The 23,103-nt window shown below is 37.6% G+C and carries 18 protein-coding genes; 8 read left to right on the forward strand and 10 right to left on the reverse strand.

Translation table 11 applies throughout. The features are described 5' to 3' along the window. Nucleotide 1: 1 nt before the first annotated feature. A complete protein-coding gene (locus ACOCEA_RS09120) occupies nt 2-1,219 on the reverse strand; it encodes an efflux RND transporter periplasmic adaptor subunit (protein ID WP_420755921.1) in 1,218 nt (405 codons plus the stop codon). Nucleotides 1,220-1,954: 735 nt separating this feature from the next. Between ACOCEA_RS09120 and ACOCEA_RS09125 the strand changes: the two genes are divergently transcribed. The 7 genes from ACOCEA_RS09125 (at nt 1,955) to ACOCEA_RS09155 (ending at nt 11,501) form a co-directional block, all read left to right on the forward strand. After that, complete coding sequence (locus ACOCEA_RS09125; RefSeq protein ID WP_420755922.1) at nt 1,955-2,398, forward strand: lipocalin family protein; 444 nt, start codon at nt 1,955-1,957, stop codon at nt 2,396-2,398. A 31-nt stretch (nt 2,399-2,429) separates the two neighbouring features. Next, nucleotides 2,430-4,241 (forward strand): leucine-rich repeat domain-containing protein, encoded by a 1,812-nt coding sequence (locus ACOCEA_RS09130; RefSeq protein WP_420755923.1) that lies wholly within the window; start codon nt 2,430-2,432, stop codon nt 4,239-4,241. A 32-nt stretch (nt 4,242-4,273) separates the two neighbouring features. Beyond that, entirely contained in the window at nt 4,274-5,788 is a 1,515-nt protein-coding gene (locus tag ACOCEA_RS09135) for a DUF5018 domain-containing protein (RefSeq protein ID WP_420755924.1), read from the forward strand. A gap of 18 nt (nt 5,789-5,806) precedes the next feature. Continuing rightward, a complete protein-coding gene (locus ACOCEA_RS09140; protein WP_420755925.1) occupies nt 5,807-6,715 on the forward strand; it encodes a hypothetical protein in 909 nt (302 codons plus the stop codon). 57 nt (nt 6,716-6,772) lie between these two features. Further along, nucleotides 6,773-8,671: an ATP-binding protein gene (locus ACOCEA_RS09145; RefSeq protein WP_420755926.1), complete on the forward strand. Its 1,899-nt coding sequence runs from the start codon at nt 6,773-6,775 to the stop codon at nt 8,669-8,671. Beyond that, the gene (locus ACOCEA_RS09150; protein ID WP_420755927.1) at nt 8,668-9,303 is read left to right on the forward strand and encodes a response regulator; all 636 of its coding nucleotides are present in this window, start codon (nt 8,668-8,670) and stop codon (nt 9,301-9,303) included. The genes ACOCEA_RS09145 and ACOCEA_RS09150 overlap by 4 nt, the downstream gene beginning before the upstream one ends. 152 nt (nt 9,304-9,455) lie before the next feature. Beyond that, on the forward strand, nt 9,456-11,501 hold the full coding sequence (locus ACOCEA_RS09155; RefSeq protein ID WP_420755928.1) for an IPT/TIG domain-containing protein: 2,046 nt from the start codon (nt 9,456-9,458) through the stop codon (nt 11,499-11,501). A 193-nt stretch (nt 11,502-11,694) separates the two neighbouring features. Here ACOCEA_RS09155 and ACOCEA_RS09160 read toward each other — a convergent pair whose 3' ends face one another. The 9 genes from ACOCEA_RS09160 to ACOCEA_RS09200 all read right to left on the reverse strand — a co-directional run bounded on the left by ACOCEA_RS09160 (nt 11,695) and on the right by ACOCEA_RS09200 (nt 22,147). Next, nucleotides 11,695-12,804, reverse strand: coding sequence for an MBL fold metallo-hydrolase (locus ACOCEA_RS09160; protein WP_420755929.1), 1,110 nt, complete (start codon nt 12,802-12,804; stop codon nt 11,695-11,697). A 94-nt stretch (nt 12,805-12,898) separates the two neighbouring features. Further along, nucleotides 12,899-14,047: a hypothetical protein gene (locus tag ACOCEA_RS09165; RefSeq protein ID WP_420755930.1), complete on the reverse strand. Its 1,149-nt coding sequence runs from the start codon at nt 14,045-14,047 to the stop codon at nt 12,899-12,901. Nucleotides 14,048-14,052: 5 nt separating this feature from the next. After that, a complete protein-coding gene (locus tag ACOCEA_RS09170; protein WP_420755931.1) occupies nt 14,053-14,751 on the reverse strand; it encodes an ABC transporter ATP-binding protein in 699 nt (232 codons plus the stop codon). A 4-nt stretch (nt 14,752-14,755) separates the two neighbouring features. Beyond that, nucleotides 14,756-15,973: an ABC transporter permease gene (locus ACOCEA_RS09175; RefSeq protein ID WP_420755932.1), complete on the reverse strand. Its 1,218-nt coding sequence runs from the start codon at nt 15,971-15,973 to the stop codon at nt 14,756-14,758. A 2-nt stretch (nt 15,974-15,975) separates the two neighbouring features. Next, entirely contained in the window at nt 15,976-17,196 is a 1,221-nt protein-coding gene (locus tag ACOCEA_RS09180) for an ABC transporter permease (protein ID WP_420755933.1), read from the reverse strand. After that, nucleotides 17,196-17,966, reverse strand: a complete 771-nt coding sequence (locus tag ACOCEA_RS09185) for an outer membrane lipoprotein-sorting protein (RefSeq protein ID WP_420755934.1) — start codon at nt 17,964-17,966, stop codon at nt 17,196-17,198. Before ACOCEA_RS09185 ends, ACOCEA_RS09180 begins: the two co-directional genes overlap by 1 nt. 166 nt (nt 17,967-18,132) lie before the next feature. Beyond that, the gene (locus ACOCEA_RS09190; RefSeq protein ID WP_420755935.1) at nt 18,133-18,915 is read right to left on the reverse strand and encodes a hypothetical protein; all 783 of its coding nucleotides are present in this window, start codon (nt 18,913-18,915) and stop codon (nt 18,133-18,135) included. 110 nt (nt 18,916-19,025) lie between these two features. Continuing rightward, nucleotides 19,026-19,958 (reverse strand): hypothetical protein, encoded by a 933-nt coding sequence (locus tag ACOCEA_RS09195; protein ID WP_420755936.1) that lies wholly within the window; start codon nt 19,956-19,958, stop codon nt 19,026-19,028. Between the two features lie 239 nt (nt 19,959-20,197). Continuing rightward, nucleotides 20,198-22,147: a hypothetical protein gene (locus tag ACOCEA_RS09200; protein WP_420755937.1), complete on the reverse strand. Its 1,950-nt coding sequence runs from the start codon at nt 22,145-22,147 to the stop codon at nt 20,198-20,200. Nucleotides 22,148-22,435: 288 nt separating this feature from the next. Between ACOCEA_RS09200 and ACOCEA_RS09205 the strand changes: the two genes are divergently transcribed. Beyond that, nucleotides 22,436-23,047, forward strand: a complete 612-nt coding sequence (locus ACOCEA_RS09205) for a DEAD/DEAH box helicase (RefSeq protein WP_420755938.1) — start codon at nt 22,436-22,438, stop codon at nt 23,045-23,047. Nucleotides 23,048-23,103 lie beyond the last annotated feature (56 nt).

Raw genomic sequence — 23,103 nt, forward strand, 5'->3', positions numbered from 1 at the left:
CTTATTTTTTTGATTTAATACCATTGATGGCCTTCATATCCTCCGATACCTCGGAACCATCAAAAAACCGTTTGACCTCTGATTGCAAGCCTGTTTTTATACCTATTTCAATAAATTTAAAGTCGATGTTGCCTTTGTCATCGGTATAGAAAAATCCGTCTGTAGTAGCGGGTAAGCTTTTTTTGAATCGTGCGGGCACATAGGTCTCTTCATTATGGATCGCTCTAACAAAATTTTGATAGATTGCATCTGGCAGTACCTTGGCTTTCTCTTCTAAAACCGGCTTTATATCTTCAAGCATCAGCTCGTTAGGCCTAAAACGCAGGGCCGAATTATTGATCAGCAACACGTCGCTTGCTTTTTGGGTAATAAATTCAAGGTTCGCGGTCATGCCCGGCAATAACAGTCCCTCTGTATTATCGACATCTACAACCACCTGATAATTAACTACGTTATTCACTTGGATAGGTTGTAAGCGAATTTGACTTACAAGGCCTAAAAACGGTTTATCCGGATAGGTCTGTACCGTGAAACGTACCTGCATTTGATTTTTAATGTAGCCAATATCACTTTCATCAACATCGGCCAAAATTTGCATTTTAGAAAGGTCTTCGGCAATCACAAACATTTTTGGGGTTGCAAAGGATGCAGCTACCGTTTGCCCCTCCTCTACACTTCGCTCAATGACCGTTCCGCTTATGGGCGATGTAATCCTGGCGAACTGAATATTCACCTGTATGTTTTTAACGGCTGCCGATGCTGCTTTTGTAGCACTTAAGGCCTGCTCGTACGCATACTTTGAGGCAACAAATTCTTGCTCAGAAATAACGTTTTTTTCAAACAACACCATGTTTCTTTGAAACTCGTCCTTTACACGGTTGTATTGTGCCTCACTTACTGCCCAATTAGCTTGGGCACTCACCAAATTGGTCTCTAATAATTTCAGGTCCATTTCGGCAAGCAATTGTCCGGCGGTAACCTTGTCGTTATAATCAACGTAGATTCTTTTAATGGTTCCTGAGATCTGTGTGCCAATTTCAACGGTGTTGATCGCTTCCAAAGTACCTGTACTTGAAACGATGGATTCAATATCTCCTTTTACCAATGATGTATAGGTGAATGCGATGTTTTTTGCATCAATTTTGGGTTTGATAACAACAAAATAGACCCCAATTCCTATTGCTGAAATCAACGGAACAATCCATTTTAACTTCTTCATTATCAATTTTTTTGACAAAATGGTATACCGTTAAAAGTAAATTGAAGATCTTGTTGCTGCCATGATATGCATCAGCCAAAAAAACAAAATGTATACTTAGTCCTTTGGGCCATTAACTTTCATATCTTACATTTTCACAAATTTTTTACTCGTTCTGCTGGACAAATACATGTCCAATTCTATCGTAAACTTAACGGGAAGTTAATAGCACTTCTATCTTCAGCAAGGTTTTCTTGGTGGCGCCGCTGCTATCAATATGAAATTGGCTTCATCTTTTGATGCATCATCTATAGTTGGTTATCCTTTGGGTATCACGTATCATTTTTAGATGGTATTAGAAATGGTACAAGTATACCCTATTCTTTAAAAGCGAATCGTTTTGTGTCTTCATTATATTAAGGGACAGTTCATCCTAAATCTGCATTTTTATCAAGTAGCTGAAAAAATATCGTGTATTTCCAGAAGGTACTCCATCGGTTGACTTCTATATTAGTACATAGAAGTTGATAAAATATTCAACAATCGATATTGCTGCTTCAATAAAAATTAGAGCAGTTTTATTTTAATGGGCCTAAGGTCCCATTTTCCAACATTCTTCACACTAAACCAAGGGAAAACCCTGAGATTTAAAATCAGATAGTTTACCTGATGTATTCCGGCCTTTTTGAACGCAACTTGCAACCATAGTACCAATACATTCTAACTATGAAACATTTTGCTTTAACATGCTGCATTATGGCATTGATAGGTTCAATTTCTTGCTCAAATGAACATGTGGATATTCAAGATCAAGATTTGATCATCGGTACTTGGAAACCGATAAAGGAAGTTGGTTTTGCCAATGATGGTACACCAGAGACTTTTGAAAATACCCCTTGTGAACAAACGAGCAGGTATATCTTGACTTCTAACGGTAATTTCACTTACTCGGAATTTCACGATGAAACAGGTGGCGGTTGCGTACCCGATGAAAGTTATATCATAACGGGCACCTGGACTAGAATTGCTACGGGACAATATCGATTCGATTTTGAGTATTTCAATTCGGAAACCCAACAAACCGAAAGTGATTCACAGATACCAGATAAGGTCACCTTCTCCAATGCCAACAACCTAATGCGCATCATTGAACAGGTTGACGTTGGCGAAGAATATATTGAGTTTGAAAGGATAAATTAAAAATGAACACCCTCCCATAAAAAAATAAGTCATGAAAATATTATGTATCTATTTAATGGCATTCGCTTTATTTTCTTGTAGCAAAGATGACACTGAAGTGGTGAAAGAACCAGTGAAAAGTAGTGTCAAGCAAATTACCAGTTTTGTGTTCAAGGCAAACGAAAATGAGGCCATAGCGGAAGATGTGACCGCAGTAATAGACGAACAGAATAAAACCATTACCGCAACAGTGCCGAATGGTACAGATATTAATTCCTTAACCCCTACCCTTGTGGTTTCTGAAAAAGCCGTTGTTGACCAAACGGGAGCAAAGGATTTTTCTTCACCGGTCAATTATACGGTTATGGCCGAAGATGGCACAAAGGCCGTTTATAAAACTACGGTAACTATTAATCCTAGTGATAAGAAAGAGATTTTGGTTTTTGGGTTCAAAGCAAATGAAAATGATAATTTAAATGAGGATATAATAGGCTCAATTGATCAAGATGCCAAAACTATAAATGTCGTTTTACCAGAAGATTCCTCACTAAATGCCTTAATACCCTTTATTGAAACTTCCTCCGAAGCAACTATTTCTCCTTTGGGAGTTCAAGATTTTACAGATCCTATTACTTATACAGTTACTGCTCAAGATGGGAGTACTACAGCGTATGAGGTTATTATTACTTTGACCCTTAGTTCATCAAAGCAAATTTTGAGTTTCATATTCAAGGCCGAAGATAATTTATCTATTACAGATGACATTGAAGGTACTATTAACGAGGATCTAAAAACAATAGAATTCGTATATACGAATGGAGTAGATCTTTCATTATTGCAGCCAACTTTGGAGGTTTCCCCAAAATCTTCTATTAATAGGGATGGCCCCCAAAATTTTACGAATACCATACTTTATAAGGTTACCGCAGAAGATGGGTCTATAACAGATTATAAGGTAATCGGCATTTCCAATCTAGAAAAACAAAGACAAGTTTTAATTGCAATTTATAATGCAAATCCCAATAATACCTTACCATGGAATCTTGATGACCCAGATATTACTAGTTGGCGAGGTGTAAGCGTGGACGAAAATAATAATATTAGAGGATTGTATTTACTTGAGAACAGAGATGGAGGAGAGGGCACTTATGGATACTCTTTAACAACAATACCAGAAGAAATTCTTCAGCTGTCTTTTTTGAGAATTTTGGATTTAGGTGGCAATGTATTTACAGACATTCCGCCAACAGTTTTAAAATTAAATAACCTAACACATCTATATCTAGACTTCAATAATATTACTTCAATAACCAATGAAATTGGAAATTTGGAAAATTTAGAAAGATTAATTCTAGTTGCTAATAAGATAAAATCCCTACCACCAGAAATTGGGATGTTAAAAAAATTAACGCGGTTAAGGTTGAATGAGAATAATCTAATAGAATTGCCCAAAGAAATAGGTGAGCTTGTTAATCTGGAAGATATAGATATCGCTGGAAACGAGCTTACTGGTTTACCCGCCGAGTTTGGCCAGCTAACCAAAATAACAAATCTGAATCTTGCATTTAATAAATTCAAGGAACTTCCGAAGAACATGGAACCATTTAAATCATTGATTATATTAGACTTAAGGTATAATGATTTAAAAGTTATTCCATACGAAATTGAACAGTTATCAAATTTATCTTCGCTCGATTTAAGTCAAAACGATTTAATAACAATACCAAAAGAAATGGGGAACCTTATAAATCTTAGAACCTTGAATTTAAGGAACAACAACTTAAATTTCATACCCCAAGAAGTCTGCAATCTACAGAATACCGGCACTAGCATTGGTATTGATGCAGGGGTTGAGTGTAAGTAAAATAAAAAGAAACATTCCAAAAATATAAAATCATGAAAAAACAACATATTTATATACTCCTGACCGCTTTCGTATTGAACATCGTCTCCTGTAGTAAAGATGACACCGAAATTATTCAAGAACCTGTTAAAAGTAGTGCCAAACAAATTACCGGTTTTATGTTTAAGGCAATTGATAATAATGCCTTAACAGAAGATATTACCACAGTAATAGACGAACAGAATAAAACCATTACCGCAACCATGCCGAATGGTACAGATATTAATTCCTTAACCCCTACCCTTGTGGTTTCTGAAAAAGCCGTTGTTGACCAAACGGGAGCAAAGGATTTTTCGTCGCCAATTGACTATTTAGTCACTGCCGAAGATGGGTCAACAACGAGTTATAAAGTAACAGTAATCATTGCAGCGAACAGTGCGAAGGAAATAGTAAGTTTTGTTTTTAAAGTGGAGGACAATGAACTGTATGGAGAGGAAACCATAATGGCGACCGTTGATGAAGCCAATAAAACCATAACGGCCACGGTTTCATACAGTGCCAATGCCGCCTTGTTATTGCCCCATATAGCAGTTTCCCCCAATGCCACTATCAGCCCAGAAGGACCCCAGGATTTTAGCAACCCCATTACCTATACCATTACGGCTGAGGATGGGTCTACTGCTATATATCAGGTTAGTTTGGAAATCACCTTTACCGATCGGGATGCCCTTATTGCAATCTACAATGCCAATCCAAATAATACCCTTAATTGGGACTTACAGGATAGGGATATCAGTAATTGGACAGGAGTACAGGCTAACAATAATGGCAATATTATTGTATTGCATATGGATTCAAAAAATCTGGACATTTTACCATCAGAATTAGGACAATTAAAGGAATTACAAAATTTAAGTGTTTATAACAATTTATTAGTTTCGATCCCTGCGGCCATCGGAGAACTTTCAAGTTTAACCGAATTATATTTAACTGGTAATAAATTAATCTTTCTTCCCGAGGAAATTGGAAAACTCTCAAATCTACAGAATTTAGAAGTGGATGGAAACCAATTAACTGCCATTCCAGCTTCTATTGGCCAACTTTTAAATTTGGATAATATTTACCTACAAGGAAATAAATTGATTTCTCTTCCTTCTGAAATAGGAAATCTTACAAAGCTAACTACAATATATCTTAGTGAGAATGAACTAACCTCACTGCCTGAAGAAATCGGTGGCTTAACAAGTTTAACTGGGTTAGACCTTAAAAATAATAAGCTAACAAGCTTCCCTATGGAATTAACACAACTTAAAAGTTTTAGTTATTTAAATTTGTCACACAATCTTCTGGCCTCAATACCAAAGCAAATAAGTGACTTCACTAGTTTAACCGGTTTAAATCTAAATGGGAACAAGTTGACAACAATACCCAAAGAGATGGGCTTATTAACCAATCTTACTAGTTTGGTTTTAACGGAAAATATGTTGACCAGTATTCCCCAAGATGTCTGTAATCTCGTGGCTACGGGTACTGCCCTAGAACTTGATCCAGATGTTAAGTGCGAATAATAAAATAGCAACAATAAAGTGAAAGAGTACATACCAACATCCATGATGCTCATCTTGTTACTAGCATTATCACTGTGCATAAATGCCCAAGAATCTGGCAAAATAGACTATCCTGAACTGGGAATCTCATTTCATGTACCCGAGGGTTGGGTAGGTAAAAAGACGGCATCCGGATTTTTTATGACCTCAGCTACCACCAAAGGTTTTGTTCTGGTATTGTCACATCAAATACAAAGTCTATCTGAAATGGAGCGGGAGGCACAAAATGGGTTTGAAGTGGGCAACCGTACGCTTTTAAAACCCATAAATGGGGTGGAAAAAATCATGGATAATGCCATAGCAGGTATATATTACGGCATTATTGATGCCAAACCCGCCAAAGCCTTGATCGTTGGTTTGTTAAACCCCAACGGTACCGGATTAACTATTTTAAGTGCCGCAGAGGCCGATGTGTATTCCGATGCATTAAAAAATGCAGGGCTAATGGTAACGGCATCCGTCCGTTTTTATGAAGTTGTGGGTACAACACCACTAGTATCGGTCGAATCACAAGGTGTCCCCTCGGAATGGACAGAAATATTAAATGATTCAAGGTTAACCTACATGTCAACCTATGCTACCAATGGTGGTGGCAGTAGCAGCAAGCGCATCATAGACCTATGTAGCAGAGGCTATTTTAATTTTTCATCAAGCCATAATATGGCCCTGGATACAGGCAGTGTTTCGGGCAAAACTTCCAATGGTCAACAAGGTGCCGGTACCTGGAAGGTCATAAAAAAAGAAGGGCATCATATATTGTTGCTGAGCTTTTATAATGGAGAGGTTTATGAGTACCTTGTCACGACCGATGAAGACGATAAGACGTTTCTAAATGGGGAACGGTATTTTAGGGTATACAATGGGGATTATGGTCCCGATTGTTATTAGCTTTTATTTTAGCGGTATATTCAATGTTTTATGCGAAAAAGAATTACAAACTATCTCATGAGGTTACACATCTTATGCTTTTTATTGCCTTTGATCGCATTAGGGCAAGGGGATAGTATTAAAGTAAAAGCCTTATTGGATAAAGCATATGGCTATGAAGGCACAGATCCGATTAAAGCACTTAAAATGTATAGCAAGGCTTATATATTAAGTAATAGAAGCGGATATGATCTAGGGGCGTTTAGATCCTTACACTATAGCGGCATTGTACATTCGAACATGGTCAATTATGATTCGGCCTTGTTTTATTACAAAAAGTCCTTGACTTTTAGTGACAAGGCAAAATACCCAAAAGGTAAAGCGGCCACATATATCAATATGGGCAATGTATATCAATTTCTAGGGGATTATGATAAGGTGGCAGAACATTATCTAAAAGGGATACAAGTTTTCGAGACGCTAAAGGACAGCACCAGTATAGCGATCACCTATGAGAACCTGGGTGCACTCTTTAGTGCTATACAACAGCACCAGAAAGAAATGCGTTATTTAGAAAAAGCCTTGCTAATGGCTCCGAAAGATGACTTTCGACTCATGGGAATGATTTATGGGGATATGGGCTTGTCCCAATCTAAAATAGGAAATCTACCCAAAACTTTTACCTATTTTACCAAGGCAGACAGCTTGTCACGGTTAGTGGACGATCCTAAACTAGACTTTTTTGTGGACCGTAATTTTGGGGAATACCATTTATTAAATGGATCCTATAAAACGTCAATTTCTTTTTTGAACAAGGCTTTGAAGGCCAATGAAGCCATCAATGATCCTTACTACCGGGGTCAGCTTTTCGTACAGCTCGGTGAGGCCCATACCAAGCTTAAAGAGTACCCCAAAGCAACATCCTATTTACAAATGGCCCTGACTATGGGGAGGGAAAATAAGATAAAGGAAATTCAAGAAAAAGCCTATTACCTACTTTCCAAAATAGACAAAGAACAAAGGAATCACCAAAGGGCCTATGAATATCTGGACTTACATATGCATTTTAAGGATTCCTTGCTCAACGAAACATATTTAAGGCAGATCAGCCTGTTCGAAAAGCAATATGAAACTGAAAAAAAAGATAAGGAGATAGCCTCACAAAAACTTCTACTACAAACGCAGGAAAATAGTCTGCTTAGAAAGAAAAACCAATATAATTTGGCTTTGGGCGGTGTAGGATTTTTAGGCTTATTTGGTTTAGGTTTATGGTTGTTTTATCGGCAACGACAAAAATTAAGGAGTAAGGAGATTTTGGCCCTTCAAAATCAACAAGAAGTTGTGAAATTGGAAGCATTGATAGACGGTGAGGAAAAAGAGCGAAACAGACTGGCACAGGATCTTCATGATGGCATCAACGGGGATCTAGCCGTAATAAAGTATAAGATCAGCTCTTTGGAGACAAACAAGTTTTCTGAAAGGGAAAAGAAATATTATTTGGACGCCATTAGTATGTTGGACAATGCCGTAGAGCAGGTGCGTAGAATATCGCACAACCTTGCTCCACCCTCCTTGCACAATTTTGATTTGATAGAGGCCATCCAACAATTTTGTTCTAAACAAAACGCCTCAAACAGCCTGAATATCAGTTTTCAATATTTCGGGAATAGGTTGGTGTTAAAAAAAGAGATTGAAACCGCAATATATCGGATTATTCAGGAACTCTTAAATAATAGTATCAAGCATGCCAATGCCACGGAAGCCTTGGTACAATTAAATACTCACGAGGATAAACTCATTATTACCGTTGAGGATAACGGAAAAGGATTTGATGCGAGTATTTCTGCGAATGGAATAGGGCTACAAAATATAAAATCCCGGGTTAATTTCTTAAAAGCGAATCTTGACATTAGTTCCAGCACAAAGGGTACTACTTTTTGTATTGAGATCGATTTGCATAAATTGGATAAAAAATGATACGGGTAGCTATTTTAGATGACCATCATATGGTATTGCGGGGGATTGAAACGATGTTGGAAGACACTGAAAATATTACAATCACCGCTACCTATAGTTTAGGAAAGCAGCTTTTAGGGGAAATTAAGAACAATGTACCCCATGTATTGTTGTTGGATATTAACTTACCTGATGGCAATGGATTGGATATATGTAAAACGCTTGTTAAGGAATATCCCGATCTGGCAATTATAGGATTGTCCAATTACAGTGAAACGGGTTTTATAAAACACATGCTCCGAAACGGTGCAAGAGGTTATTTACTAAAAAATACGGACAAGCAAGAATTGATACTTGCCATTACTACCGTACATAATGGGAACATATATCTCCCAAGAAATATTCAGGATATATTACTGAATGATAGTATAGGCAATCCACAACAAATCACGTTTATTCCCAAACTTACCAGACGGGAGAAAGAAGTGTTGAAATTGATAGCGAATGAATATACCAATCAAGAAATTGCCTCTTCCCTTTTCATAAGTACCAAAACCGTGGAAAGCCATCGAAACAACCTCATTCAAAAACTAGGAGTCCGAAATACCGCAGGTCTAATTAGGGTGGCCTTAGAAAAGGGGTTGTTAGATTAATTTCCAAGGTGAGTAAAGGCCATTTGCACTGTTTTAGGGCTATCCATGTATTCCAAGGGTTTTCCCTGATATATTAAAACAAGGCTTTTACCTGATGTTTAGTGGGTGTATAAATGACAACTTGCAGTTGTTAATTTATAAATAGACATCCGATGAAAACATTTTCTAAACTTCTTCTCTTTGCCATAGTAACTTCATTTTTATTTTTTGCCTGCTCTAAGGACGAAGGTGAGCCTGAACCGCAGCCTATTCCCAAGGCTACACTAAGTACTATTGATCCAAATCAGGGCATCAAGGAAACAGAGGTGACCATTATGGGAACCAATTTTGGTACAGATAAAACAAAGGTAAAGGTCCTTTTTAATGCCACAGAAGCTACGATACAGTCCGTAACCAATACACAAATAAAGACACTGGCACCCACCAATGGCAGTACTGGCCCAATAAAGGTATCTGTTGGGGGTACCGTAGTTACAGGACCCATATTTACATACCTGCAACCTACTTTAAGTGGTATAAGTCCTGAAAGTGCACAACAAGGAACCGCAATAAGCTTTGTAGGGAGTAATTTTGGTACTGATGCCACCAAAATAAAGGTATTTTTTAAGGATAGTTCAATGAACACGCCAAATGAGTCCGAAGCCGTTATTGAGTCTGTTTCCAATACCGAAGTAGTGGTTATTGTGCCAGAACAAGCGCAGACAGGAACGGTTAGAATGGAGGTTGATGGCAACGCGTTGGCCGGACCGGAGTTCATATTACTGGAGCTTACGATAACCGATTATTTTCCTAAAAGTGCTCAGGTTGGGACCGAAGTAACTATCATTGGAAATACTTTTGGTACAGATTTAACAAAGACACAAGTATTTATTAATGATGTTGAGGCAACGATACAATCATTGACAGATACAGAAATTAAAATACTGGTGCCCGAAGGTGCAATCACAGGAATCCTTCGTATAGTTACAGAGAATGATGGTAAAGGGTTTCCGTTTACAGTTCTTCCAGGAATCACCTCTATAAGTCCTGAAAGTGGTATTAAAGAGGCAGCCGTGACTATTAATGGAAGTGCATTCGGAATCGATACTAGCGTGGTCCAAGTATTTTTTAATGGGAAAGAGGCAGAAGTACTTACTGTACAGAATGATAAAATAACCACCAAAGTACCTAATAAGGCATTCACAGGAATGCTTACCGTAATAATTGACGGAACGGAATTAGAAGGTCCTTTGTTTACGTACATTGTGTCTGAAATTCTGGTTTCTGATATTGCTGGAAGTGGCTTTGCCGGTTTTACAAATGGTTTAGGTTCGGCGGCAACATTTAGTTCCCCACAGGGCATTGAGGTTGATGGGTCTGGTAATATATATGTTGCAGATGCTGGAAACAATAGCATTCGAAAAATATCATCTGATAGAGAGGTAAGCACTTTAGCAGGAAATGGATCTATTGGTGATGTCAATGGTACCGGGACTATCGCTAGATTTAGTGGCCTCAGTGACCTAAGCTTTTCCTCATCTGATAATTTACTTGTGACCGATAAGAACAACTTTAAGATTAAAAGGGTAACCACTGGTGGTGTGGTAACTACTTATGCGGGTACCGGTGTAAATGGTTCTGAAAATGGACCTGTTTTAGAGGCAACATTTGGGCAAATCACCGGTATTACGGTTAATAGCGAGGGTACTATCTATGTAGTTGAAAATGATAGGCATAGAATACGCAAAATAACGGTTAGCGGAGAGGTCAGTGTTTTTGCAGGAGCAGGTCAGGCCGGCACTGATGATGGCAACGGTACCAACGCAAGATTTAACTTTCCGTACGGAATTGCGGTAGACAAAGAAGATAATTTATATATAACCGATAGTTCCGTTGGTTTACTACGTAAAATAGCACCTAATGGTGATGTTACTACCCTTGCGGGAAGCACTTCTGGTTTTGCCGATGGGCAAGGTACAGCTGCACAATTTGATTTCCCTACTGGTATTGTAGTGGATAAACAAGGAGATATCTATGTGAGTGATGGTAGCAATAACAGAATACGTAAAATTTCTCCCGAAGGCAATGTGACCACTTTAGCAGGTGATGGAACCACTACGCTGTTTAATCAACCACGAGGAATTACAATTGATGCGCTTGGAGATTTGTATATAGCGGACAGAAGCAATCATAGGATTCTTAAGATAACACAAGAGTAGCTCTTATAGACCCCTAGAATTTTTGGTTCTAGGGGTTTATTTAAATGGAATTCCATAAAGGGTGCATGGAAATTTGAATAAAAGAAGGACAAACCTTGGGCTTTAGAATGTCAATGGCCATTAGTACCACACACCATGTAACATGGTATCCTGTGCACATCGCGCTTTTCAAGTATTAGTTCGCCTCATATCATCAAGGGCTTTGCCACCAATCTTGATGGTCGATCATGGCATCTTGCAATAAAAAGGCCTCCCCTATTTTTGGGGTAATTACGGGTAAGTTTAGTTCATGTGCCCTTTTGGTTACCCGTTCTACGGGATCGGTCCATGAATGCAAGGCCAGCTTGAACGCCCCCCAATGAATGGGCATTATCTTTTTGGCTTGTACATCAATACCGGCTTGTGCCGTTTCTTCGGGGAACATATGAATATCTGGCCACATTTTGTTGTATTGTCCACATTCCATCATAGCAAAATCAAATGGTCCGTATTTGGATCCAATGGCTTTAAAATGGGCATCATACCCACTGTCGCCGCTAAAAAAGATATTCTCTGTATTGGATTTAATGATCCATGAACTCCACAAAGTACTTTGTCGGTTTGTAAATTTTCTACCAGAAAAATGGCGTGCCGGTGTATTGACAAAAGTCAAATCATCAAGAGTGGTTTCCTGCCACCAATCCAATTCTACTATATGCTCCTTTAAAACGCCCCATGCCTCTAAATGGGTGCCAACCCCTAAAGGCGTATAAAAAGTGACCACTTTATCCTTTAATAATTGAACGGATTCATAATCTAGATGATCATAATGGTCATGGGAAATAAGCACGGCATCAATTTTTGGAAGCTTTTTTACTTCGATGGGCAATTCTGAGCTAAATCTTTTTCCGCCCAACCAAGGATGTGGCGCAGGAACTGCACTAAACATAGGATCTAACAAGATGTTCTTATGGTTCATCTGCACCAAGAAGGAGGAATGGCCAAACCAAACAAATCGCGTAGGACTGTTGTAATTGGCAATGGACGAAGAATCTATTTTGGATACGGTAATGTCTTGATCGGGACGTCCGTTTTTCACGGTGGTGAAAAAGAATTTTTGGGCTAGTGATAAGGTTTCCAAAAAGCCCATGTCCATATTCACACGGTTGGTGTTCACAAATTTTCCATTATCGAATTGTATAGAGCCAGCATATTGGGATTGTCTTTGCTTGCTAACCTCACCACCAAACGAAGGATAAAAGGCCACAAATAGAAAGTAAGCGGTAACTAAAGTAGCAATAATGGAAAGTAAAGTTAGGATCATGCGTTTTGTATAGGTTAGAAGTCGTTTCAATGTATCTTTAATTGATTGATAGGTATTTTACCGGAGCGATTAAGGTATTATTTTTTAAAAATATTCAAAAACTCCAACGTAACCTTACAAAAAAACTATTCCCTATTGTTTTATACTCCTCAAGTTCAAAAAAGGATTGTCCTGTAAGGTCCAATTCCCAATTTGTGGCTATAGAATAGCCCATACTCGGTAGTGCAATTATAGAATGATGGGTTGGTGAGTATATGGTACTCAATGATCCTTTGAAAAGGGGTGTAAATTCTTTGGCCAATTGTAAAAATCCCGAAAACTGAAAAGGCATTAGGTTTTTTGCACTTAAGTTGGTATACACCAAGGACCCTAAACTATTTGAGGTATCGTTATCAGTACCATTGTATAAAACGGAAGCATTGAGATAGAGGCCTTTTTTAAATCCATAATCTACGGAAACAGAAGCACTCCATACATTTTTAGCATTAACATAACTTTCGAAAGGAACAAAATACGTGACTTCACCTTTAAACCCCGCATCCTTTACATTTCCAGCCCAACCCACTCCAAAAACGCAATCCTTTTGGTACACCCCTGTAAGGAACTGAATGTCATAAGACCATGTGTTGAATTTGTACATGGCAGCCACAATATAGTCTTCAGGGCTTTTCCCCTTTTTTGCCGCCACTTCAATCTTAGTGAAATCATCCAAATAATACTGGATTCTTATGGCATCACTTCCTGGACGTTCCTCATAATCGAAATCCAGCAAATTATAGGTATTGAAAATATCGTTGGGATTCCACGCTACATTCATTCCCCAATTTACACGTTGTCTTCCCAAGGTAATGTCCCAATCGCCACTAGTATAATTAAATAAGGCCCTATCAATGGTTGAATTAAAAAGCACATTTTCACCATCTATAACATTCCAAGACAAATCTACCATACCGGTATCTTGGGCAATGAACTGTGAAAACCCTAAAATGTTTTTAAGGTTATCTCCATAAAACATGCGGTTTCTAAGTTCTAACCTGATCTTGATCTCCTCGGTAGGTGCGTATTTAAGATTAAGCCTGTTGTGTAGCAATGTAGTCCATTGCAATTGATTTAATTGGTCTACAAAACTGAACTCATTGAGGTTTTTAATGTATCCGGATAAAAAGAGTTGTTGTTCCTTCTCTTGGGCAGATAGCATAAAACTTAAGGATAGGAAGCAATATGTAAGCCATAGCCTTTTCATGGTCTTTATGTTGGGACTTGTGCTACATCTGAGGCTATTTTACCATCTACCAAGGTAATGACACGTCTGGCTTTTTTAATCACACGCTGATCATGTGTCGAGAATAAGAAAGTTATTTTTTCTTCTTTGTTCAGTTTCGCCATAATTTCCAGCAAATTAGCGGCAGATTTTGAGTCTAAATTCGCTGTGGGTTCATCGGCGAGTATAATTTTGGGTTTAGAAGCTAAGGCCCTCGCTACGGCTACCCGTTGTTGTTGCCCTCCCGAAAGTTCACCAGGTTTACTATGCGTCTTATCTTCAAGACCTACTTCTTCCAACAGGGTCAAAACACGTTTTTCGCGTTCTTTTTTAGGCATATGCTGCAGCTGCAATACAAAACCAACATTTTCTTTTGCCGTTAGCACAGGAATTAGGTTAAAGGATTGAAATACAAATCCTATGTTGTACAATCTGAAATCTATCAACTTATTTTCTGACAGCTTGGTAATTTCAACACCATCAATAAAAACAGTGCCTTCCGTTGGTTCGTCTAACCCTCCCATCATATTCAATAAGGTTGATTTTCCTGATCCAGAAGGTCCAACTAGGGCAACAAACTCCCCTTCCTCGATATGTACATGCACATTTTGAACCGCATGAACGGGAATTGTCTTTGGGTTGAACGTTTTACTCACATTATGCGCATCGATAATTGTTTTTGCCATAACTCTAAATTTTACGAATTGCTTCCGACGGGTTTAATTGTAATGCTTTATAGGCAGGATATATGGCCGATAATATGGCGGTTATTAAACACATGCTTACGATAATTAAATATTTATCATGGTCTAGTGCTGGATAAATCATTGAATTAAATCCGTAGGATGCTAACCCTTCAGAAAACATAGCCAAATTAATACCTGTTTTTCCTAATGTTGCTACCGTTAGCCAACCTACCAATAGCCCAATTGGAGCGCCAATTAGCGTTAAATAGAATGTTTCTAGCATAATCATGATAAATATTTTACGCCTGTTCAAGCCAATGGCCATTAACATACCTAGTTCTCGAATGCGCTCTAAAACGGACATAAGCATGGTATTTACAATACCAAAGGTCAAAGCCAATAAAATGAGTCCACTAATTATGTAGGTATATAGATTAAAGGATTCTATAATCATTCCCAATTCCGGAGAAAGCGTCTTCCAATCCTCTATTTTACTATTTGGAGCAAGTATTTTACTATCCTTTTTTATGGCTTCCAATTGAGTTTCATCTTTCACCAAAATAGCTATCTCATTACTTTCTGATGGTTTTAGCCCTAATAGTTCTTGCAAGTTTTTTTGTTGCACATATACATTTACCTCATCTAGGGAACTATTTTTAGACCTATAAATACCTCCTATTCTAAAGGCACCAGAAATAATTTCAGATTCAACATTTGTAAAGGTTAATACTACTTTACTTTTTAGTTTGACCTTTAGTTTTTTTGCTAATTTTTCCCCAATCAGGATTTCATTGTCTTTTCCGGATTCAAAGTATGCTCCTTCCCTTACATATTCATTTAATCGGATTTGAGATACTTCTGAAGAGGGATTGATTCCGTAAATTTTAACGCCACTAGCAGTTGTTGGCGATGTTATCATACCTGTTGTAATAACCCGCTCACTTACAGATGCAATACGGTCATCAGATTGGAATTGCTTTATTTTTTCATCGGTACTTGCAATGGTAAATTTTGAATCGTTCTCCTCAGTAAACGTTGGATGGTGAATTTGGATGTGAGATAATTGTCTATATACCGATTCATCAATATTGTTTTGATACAAACCCCAAGCGAAGGACAAAATGAAAATCCCTGCCCAAACTCCAATGATTATGGAGCTTATGACTACTAAGCTTCGGGCTTTATTCCGCCAAATATTTTTCCAAGCAATGTGAAATAACATTATTAATTATTTATAGCTTCAACAGGTTTTAATCTCATCACTTTATATCCTGGATAAAAGGCGATTAGGATAGATAGTATTAAAACGATTAACGTTTGAGTAATAAAAATTTTCTCATGATCAGAAAAGTAGATGATCGATTCTATGCCATACTCTTCATAAACTTCTTTTAACTCCCCGGTAAAATGAACAGGATGAATGGTAAACCATTTCACTATTAGAAAACCTCCTAAAATTCCCATGGAACAACCTAATAAGGATATCATAATGGATTCTAACAGCAACATTAAAGCTAGAAGTCTTTTTTTCATTCCTATAGAAATCAATATGCCCAGTTCGTGTTTACGTTCAAAAATCATCATCATTAAGGTACCAAACAACCCGAAGGAAATAATGAAATATAAGATACCTATAACGATATAATGTCCTGTACTATCTGCTTCTATAAATTGATCCATTTCCGGCAACATTTCTTTCCAACTCATTATTTCGTAAGTATCAGAATCAATAGATTCTTGTAGCGACTGTTGTAGCTTTTCTAAATTGGAAGCTTTATCTAACATTACAGAAATGGATGTTAACCTATTTTCGGCACTATGCATATATTGCGCTAGTTGCAAAGGCATATATACTACATTGTTATTCAGCTCAATAGCTCCCATTTTTATAAGTCCTTTTACCCTAAATTTTGCGGCGGCACTACTTGCATGATACCCTTGACCTAACAATACCAAGGTATCATTCACTTTTAGTTTTAATTGAGAGGCTAATCCTTCACCCAAAACAACCGCATTATCATTAATACTATCGATGTATTCACCAGCTACAATTTTATCGTGCAGATTATTTACTTCTTTTTCTTTAACAGGATCAATTCCTAAAACCAAAACCCCTTTCGTTTTATTAGAATAAGAGGCTAAAGCAAATGTTTGCAGACGCGGCATGATGTGCGTAACCTTTGGATTTTTGAGTAATTTCTGATACAATTGTTGGTTTTCTTGAAATGTATTATCTATAGATTGCTCATCCCAGTAGCCTTTTTGATGAATTTGTAAATAGCCAGAAGAATAACTTACTACATTATGAATCATATTATCATAAATGCCATCGGTTAAGGAGCGAAAAATGATTGCTAACAACACTGCAAAAAATACAGAGGTTGCTGTTATAATCGTTCTACGCTTATTGCGCCATATATTTAACCAAGCAAGTTTTAACAACATTATTTCAACTGTTTCATGTTTCTGGTCGTGAAGAAATTATCATCAATAGGTTGGTCAAAAATGATAGCATTATAGAGAATCACCGTACTATTTCCTTCTTTGTCAACGGGAAACATTTCAATCTTTGAGGTGATTTTTCTACCTCCTAGCTCCTTTATTTCACTAGAGACCATGACATTTACCAATTCACCATCTTCATCATAGAATTCAGCTTTTAATTGTAAGAAGTCCTTGGTAGCTATCCAAACAATTACTTTTTCCCATACAATGGCCGCAGATGGCTTTGGGATCATTTCTATTTTGTAGCATTCTGTATTGGCAACGGTCTCTTGCCCCAATAACGTATGATCATAATCTACCACTGAGGATGCTTCCTTTACCAAATCATCATTGGTAAAATCTGTTCCCATCCAACTTTGTGACATCATGGATGGTGGTAATTTAATAGTGCGCTCAATTGATGGTACCCAGTTCCAAACCTCTTTTATACGCTTTAAAAAAACCGTCCCCTTTTCTTTTGCCGGACTGGTAACCAATATCATGGAATAATCATCGCCTTTAGACCAGGTTTTCAGATTCATTTCGCGACTCCAGGTTGGTCTTATGATTTGGATGGTGATATCTGCCAGAGATGTCTTGCCCCGCATATTATCATCCGATTTCTTCACAATCTCCTTTGCAGAAAGGGTTTGTTGGGAGTACGTGGATATGAAAGGTATCATACAAATAACAATACCAATAACAAATGGTAAGAAGGGTATGTTTTTCATAATATCAAAGTTAATGGACCTTGATAGTATGAAATATGACGCTTATCAGCTAAAATGGAAAATGATTTTAAATCAACAGGCGAGCTTTAAATTTGTAACCAATAATTCAAAAGGAATAGCACCGCTATTTAAAATGTAGTTAATGTAAACATGACTATTTCCTTTATTACAGCACAATGCCATTATCTAGCCATCGTTGTATTAGGATATCGTTGTTGGAAATATCAACCAGATGGAATTTTGAAAAACTTTTAAACGCCCTAGATTCTTCAATACGTTCAATACAAACGGATACTGGTGAAAAATAGTTGGAGTGTATTAAAAACAGTTCGCCTTTCTGTTTAAGAAGAAAGCCTACATGCCCGGTGTCAAAACCTATAAAATGAAGTCCTTCCTTCGTCAGGTTATCAATTTCGGCAATTGCTTTTTCTGGACTTTCTTGTATAATGCTATAAATAGGTGATCCACAGCTAATCGCCTTGGCCTCGTCAAGGGGTGATTTTTGAGCCAACTTATACCGATTCAGTTTAATGCCCATATCGCGCAAGGTGGTCGATATAAAATATCCACAGGCAATCTCACCCTGGTTGGGTATGGCGGTATGACCACCAAAACTCCATGGAGTACCATACCAATGTGGAATAATCCTATTGACCAAATGATTCGTAAAAGCTGACTTTATACTGTCTATAGAAATTTGGCCTTGTCGATGTTCTTCGCCCAAACGCTTTCTAAGTAGTCCAATACTAGCTTTGGTATCTGAATAGGAAACGGTATCCAGATTCTTTTCGGTTTTGATGAGTAGGTGTTCAATGGACGGTTCTGGATGGAAATTAGTCACCAACATTACATCCCTCACATTCTTGAAGTTGTTTTCTGTAGGTGATTCTATTGGGAACGGTACCTCGTTCTCTAATCCGAACAGTAGTAACAAGGAAAAAAATATCATATTGAATTTTTATTAATTACCCATAAGGCTTAATAAAACAAACGTAAGTTTAGAAGATGCATTTTGCCAATACTGTTAAACTTTACCTATTTTATTGTAAAGGACAGAAGTTAGATGGTAAGGTTCACCGCCCACCATACTTCGTAATCACTAGGTAATAGTGGGCGATAGCTCTGATACCCTTGGTCTGCAATTCGAATACCAATAATTTCGTTTTTGTCATTATGTACATAGCCCAAGAAAATAAAGGAATGCCCAAAAGGGTCAAAATCTTTTTTGTTTACACCCTTAACCACCAGTTCGTAATCCTTACTTCGTTTCCAAACTTGCATAAGGGCACCGGGCAATAGTTCGCCACTCCAAATGCCAAACCAATCTACCAACGTACCCATACCAGCATAGGCTATTGCGCCAGCATTGCCCTTGCCTCGGTATTTTAAAGGAAGACTACGCCAACCCTCGTGTGTGCCTTGGGCAGACACATATAAATTATGGAATACCTCACTTGGGGTATAAAATGCGGTAGCCATACTGTCAGGGAGATCTTCATATACGGAATGACCGTGGACACCCTCATAGGCTTTTTCAAATCGTGTTCTACTAACGGCAAGGCAATGTCCCCCAGGCTGCTTTTTGGTGCTGTTCAGATAATTTTCTATAATCTTGTTGGCCACTTCTCTATTAGTCTCTGAATATCCGAAAATATCAAGATCTTGACGCAGTTCTTCACGCTCAGCAGTGTCACTTTTTATCTTTACTACATCTATTCCGGTCAATGTTCCGATTGAATCATGATATGGTAGATCTAAGCTTGTTCCCTTGATGTTAATTTCGAGGTGATCATCAGCATCTATAGCTTTTGTAGTGTAATCATGGTCTTTGGAGCTATCTAATTTTTGATCTGCCAAAGGTTGGTAAACTGTCGCGTTGCCGTTTTTTGCGGACCTACATCCAAAAATAATCGTGCATATGCTGATTACAAGTGTTAAATAGGGCCAAAACCTCCTTTGTGTGCAAAATACCTTTAGTAGTATGCCATTCATTTTTTATAAGAAATCTATTTTTAGTGGTATTCTTCTTTTCTATACGTTAGCATAGTGATTTATTCCGCTACTTTTTTAAATGTTGTAAAAAATTGTTCTTGCAAATTTGACCACTCAAATATATACTATTTTGACGGGTAAGTTTTTATTGAAAGCTATCGGGGGTTTAAGGCTTATCGTGGAAAAAGAAAAGCCATGATAACAAAATCATGGCTTTAACATCTTTAACTAAATTGCATCTAACGGGCTTGGTAAGACGTCAATTCTTTATCCGTTTTACGGTAATAAACTTGGCCTGTAATATCATCTAAGGCATAAATGGGTTCGCGATCTTTTCCCAAATTAATTTCCCCTTCAACATTTCCGGTTATCTTACTCACTTTTAAAAGAACGATATCCTTCTCTTTTTTAGACATAACAAACATAAAATCCCTGCCTATTTTGGTAGCTTTTTTTCTAGCGTTTGCCTGCTTGAAGGCATTTACGGCATAACTTGAAGCGGTATTGCCCAAATCACCATAGGCATCGCTTATTTCGTTAACAAGCTCACCGGCCACAGCATTTTCTTGGCGAATATCATTTTGTGCAGCAGCAAGGGCACCGGATATGTAATAGGATGAAGCACCTACATATGCTGCCCTTATTGAGGTAGCATATAATAAAGCCCTTTTCCAGCCCGAGTCCTTAGGGGCTTCATAATACTGTTGAAATTGTAAAGCACCGTCAAAGCCATACTTGGCTACATTTTGATCTGAATATATAAAAATACCGTCTTGTATGATTTCAATACGTTTAGGACTTTCCTTTCCTTGAAACGATAAGGCTACAGAAGAAAGATCGTTAACGGTCTCTGAAGCCATATCTATAACTTTAACAAGACCCTCCTTTTGATCATAAGCGTATATTTTACCATTATGTTCAGCCGTAAGTTCTGGACTGGTCTGTATACTTTTATTCCATTTTAAGGTGCCTGTAGTCGGATCTAGAATATTCATCGACTCTGTAGTAATATATAAGATAGCCTTATCAAGGGGAACGATTCCGACTACGGTACCATCTACCTTTACCGGCTTGTCAAAAGTAATCGCTCCGGCAACTGGGTCTAAAAAATTAAGGAAATCTTTATTTTCGGTACGGGACACTAGTAGAATGCCATTTCCAGAATCCAAATAATCATAAACACCACCCTTAATGGTAAGACCACGGCCTTTTTTGCCCCATAGGCCTTCACGTGTTTGGTAATCAAAAAGGTTAATTTTAGTTCTATTGCCGTCATCGGGCAATACCAGTAGTCCGGCAGTTAAAAAACTTAAATGGCCTAAAGCACCATTGGCAACCAATTCTTTATCCCATACCAGGCTCCCATCATAAATATTATAGGCATTATAGCTATTGGTATAATTAACGGTGTTTGCACTGGAAGAGGTGGTCATGCCCGATTGGCTCTCTTGTTGCGAGCCCAAATAAAAGACATTTCCCTCCTCTGGTTTATAAAATTGTAGTTGAAAGTCTTGATCTTTTGTTAGGTTCTCCGCAGCCTTTTTCATCAAAGCGCCAAGCTTTCCCATAGCATCTATTTGGGCCGATTCTTTTGAATTGGCATTCTTCCAAATGATTGTTCCGGTATTTGCATTTAGTTTATAATTATTGAATAAGGTTACAATCAATACTTCTTGATTGCCCAGCTCATTTATAGCAACGATACGACCAAATTTTTCGTTCATGGACCATGATTGTTTGGCATCGGACATGTTTACGGATACCATTAAAGGCTCACCATTTTGATCGGTACCTGCAACAACTATAGCATTGGTATTATACAATAAGTAATAACTAGCAATGGATTGTAACCCGGCATTCTCGGAATTGAAAACTTCCTTACCACTAAACTGATCTATCATGTGTAGGGTATTGTTGGTAGTAATGGTAAAAAAAGGACTATTGGGAAGTTCTTCAAAAGCGGCCCTATCCAGATTTCCAAAGGCGCGATAGCTCCAAACATTAGTTCCAGTTTCTGGATCTAAGCCTATAAGGCCCTCTTTTGTGTTTACTATAAGATTACCTAGTGCGGTGACTTCTTGCCACAAGATATCATTAGGTAAATTTTTGTTCCATTTAACATCCATTTGGGCAAAATGCATTAAAGGGGATAGAACAATAAAAATAAAAAGTAATTTAAATGGTTTCATAAGCCAAGATTTAAGTCCTGTTATAACGAGGCAATCTAAGGTATAGTGTGTAATGGGTTGTTTTTTAAAAGGTTGTACATCGTATTTTTGCCTATACCAAACTGTTGGAAGGCCTTTTGTTAATAAGGATGGTAATGGAAAAATCGGTATTTATATATTGCTGGAAATAGAAACATTTTATCAAACATCCTAGATGTCAATTTATTTATAGTGTTGTCAAGACCATATACCTTTACCTTTGCAATCTTGTTTGGATGAATGTCTTGAAATTTAGATTTTTGATAAATTATGGTATTTAAAAAATTACATGTTGATATATTGGAGGCCCTAGAGCGACTTCATATAGAAACCCCTACCCCATTTCAAACCTCTAGTATTCCAGTCATTAAAAGTGGGGCCAATGTGTTCTGTATCGCACCAAAAGATAGTGGAAAAACTACGACGTTGATTATTACAACTTTACAAAAATTAAAGTGTAAGGCAGAGGGGAATGCGCCACGCGCCATGGTAATTGTTGAAAATAAAGATGAGGTACTTGCGCTTTACGACGCTTTTTTGAAGTTTACCAAATACACTTCGCTACGCGTTTATGCCAGTTATGATGAACTACATATAGATGTTCAAAAATCTGAAATTTATTTGGGCATCGATATCTTGATTACCACACCAAAAACCATCCAAAAATTATTTCTCACCAATGGAGTAAGTGTCGCTGCACTTAAAATATGTAGCGTGGATGATGCCAAATTTTTAATACAACAAAATACCTTCACGTCCTTAACCACTACTGCAGAGAGTATAAAAAAATGTCAATATGTAGTGTATGCCGATGCCCTTCACCCAAAAGTAAAAAGCTTGCAAAACTTTTTTATGGAAGGCGCAAGAATCGTTAAACAGTAATTAATACTGCCAATCTAAAAACACAAAACCCCATCACTAGTGATGGGGTTTTGTTT

The sequence above is a fragment of the Maribacter luteocoastalis genome (genome assembly GCF_048890225.1).
Taxonomy (GTDB): Bacteria; Bacteroidota; Bacteroidia; order Flavobacteriales; family Flavobacteriaceae; genus Maribacter; species Maribacter luteocoastalis.

Excerpts from the sequence above, each read along its gene's own strand:
- ACOCEA_RS09150 (WP_420755927.1), top strand. The coding sequence starts at position 8,668 with ATGATACGGGTAGCTATTTTAGATGACCATCATATGGTATTGCGGGGG.
- ACOCEA_RS09160 (WP_420755929.1), bottom strand. The coding sequence starts at position 12,804 with ATGATCCTAACTTTACTTTCCATTATTGCTACTTTAGTTACCGCTTAC.
- ACOCEA_RS09205 (WP_420755938.1), top strand. The coding sequence starts at position 22,436 with ATGGTATTTAAAAAATTACATGTTGATATATTGGAGGCCCTAGAGCGA.
- ACOCEA_RS09200 (WP_420755937.1), bottom strand. The coding sequence starts at position 22,147 with ATGAAACCATTTAAATTACTTTTTATTTTTATTGTTCTATCCCCTTTA.
- ACOCEA_RS09165 (WP_420755930.1), bottom strand. The coding sequence starts at position 14,047 with ATGAAAAGGCTATGGCTTACATATTGCTTCCTATCCTTAAGTTTTATG.
- ACOCEA_RS09155 (WP_420755928.1), top strand. The coding sequence starts at position 9,456 with ATGAAAACATTTTCTAAACTTCTTCTCTTTGCCATAGTAACTTCATTT.
- ACOCEA_RS09195 (WP_420755936.1), bottom strand. The coding sequence starts at position 19,958 with ATGAATGGCATACTACTAAAGGTATTTTGCACACAAAGGAGGTTTTGG.
- ACOCEA_RS09145 (WP_420755926.1), top strand. The coding sequence starts at position 6,773 with ATGAGGTTACACATCTTATGCTTTTTATTGCCTTTGATCGCATTAGGG.
- ACOCEA_RS09175 (WP_420755932.1), bottom strand. The coding sequence starts at position 15,973 with ATGTTATTTCACATTGCTTGGAAAAATATTTGGCGGAATAAAGCCCGA.
- ACOCEA_RS09125 (WP_420755922.1), top strand. The coding sequence starts at position 1,955 with ATGGCATTGATAGGTTCAATTTCTTGCTCAAATGAACATGTGGATATT.
- ACOCEA_RS09120 (WP_420755921.1), bottom strand. The coding sequence starts at position 1,219 with ATGAAGAAGTTAAAATGGATTGTTCCGTTGATTTCAGCAATAGGAATT.
- ACOCEA_RS09130 (WP_420755923.1), top strand. The coding sequence starts at position 2,430 with ATGAAAATATTATGTATCTATTTAATGGCATTCGCTTTATTTTCTTGT.
- ACOCEA_RS09190 (WP_420755935.1), bottom strand. The coding sequence starts at position 18,915 with ATGATATTTTTTTCCTTGTTACTACTGTTCGGATTAGAGAACGAGGTA.
- ACOCEA_RS09185 (WP_420755934.1), bottom strand. The coding sequence starts at position 17,966 with ATGAAAAACATACCCTTCTTACCATTTGTTATTGGTATTGTTATTTGT.
- ACOCEA_RS09170 (WP_420755931.1), bottom strand. The coding sequence starts at position 14,751 with ATGGCAAAAACAATTATCGATGCGCATAATGTGAGTAAAACGTTCAAC.
- ACOCEA_RS09180 (WP_420755933.1), bottom strand. The coding sequence starts at position 17,196 with ATGTTGTTAAAACTTGCTTGGTTAAATATATGGCGCAATAAGCGTAGA.
- ACOCEA_RS09135 (WP_420755924.1), top strand. The coding sequence starts at position 4,274 with ATGAAAAAACAACATATTTATATACTCCTGACCGCTTTCGTATTGAAC.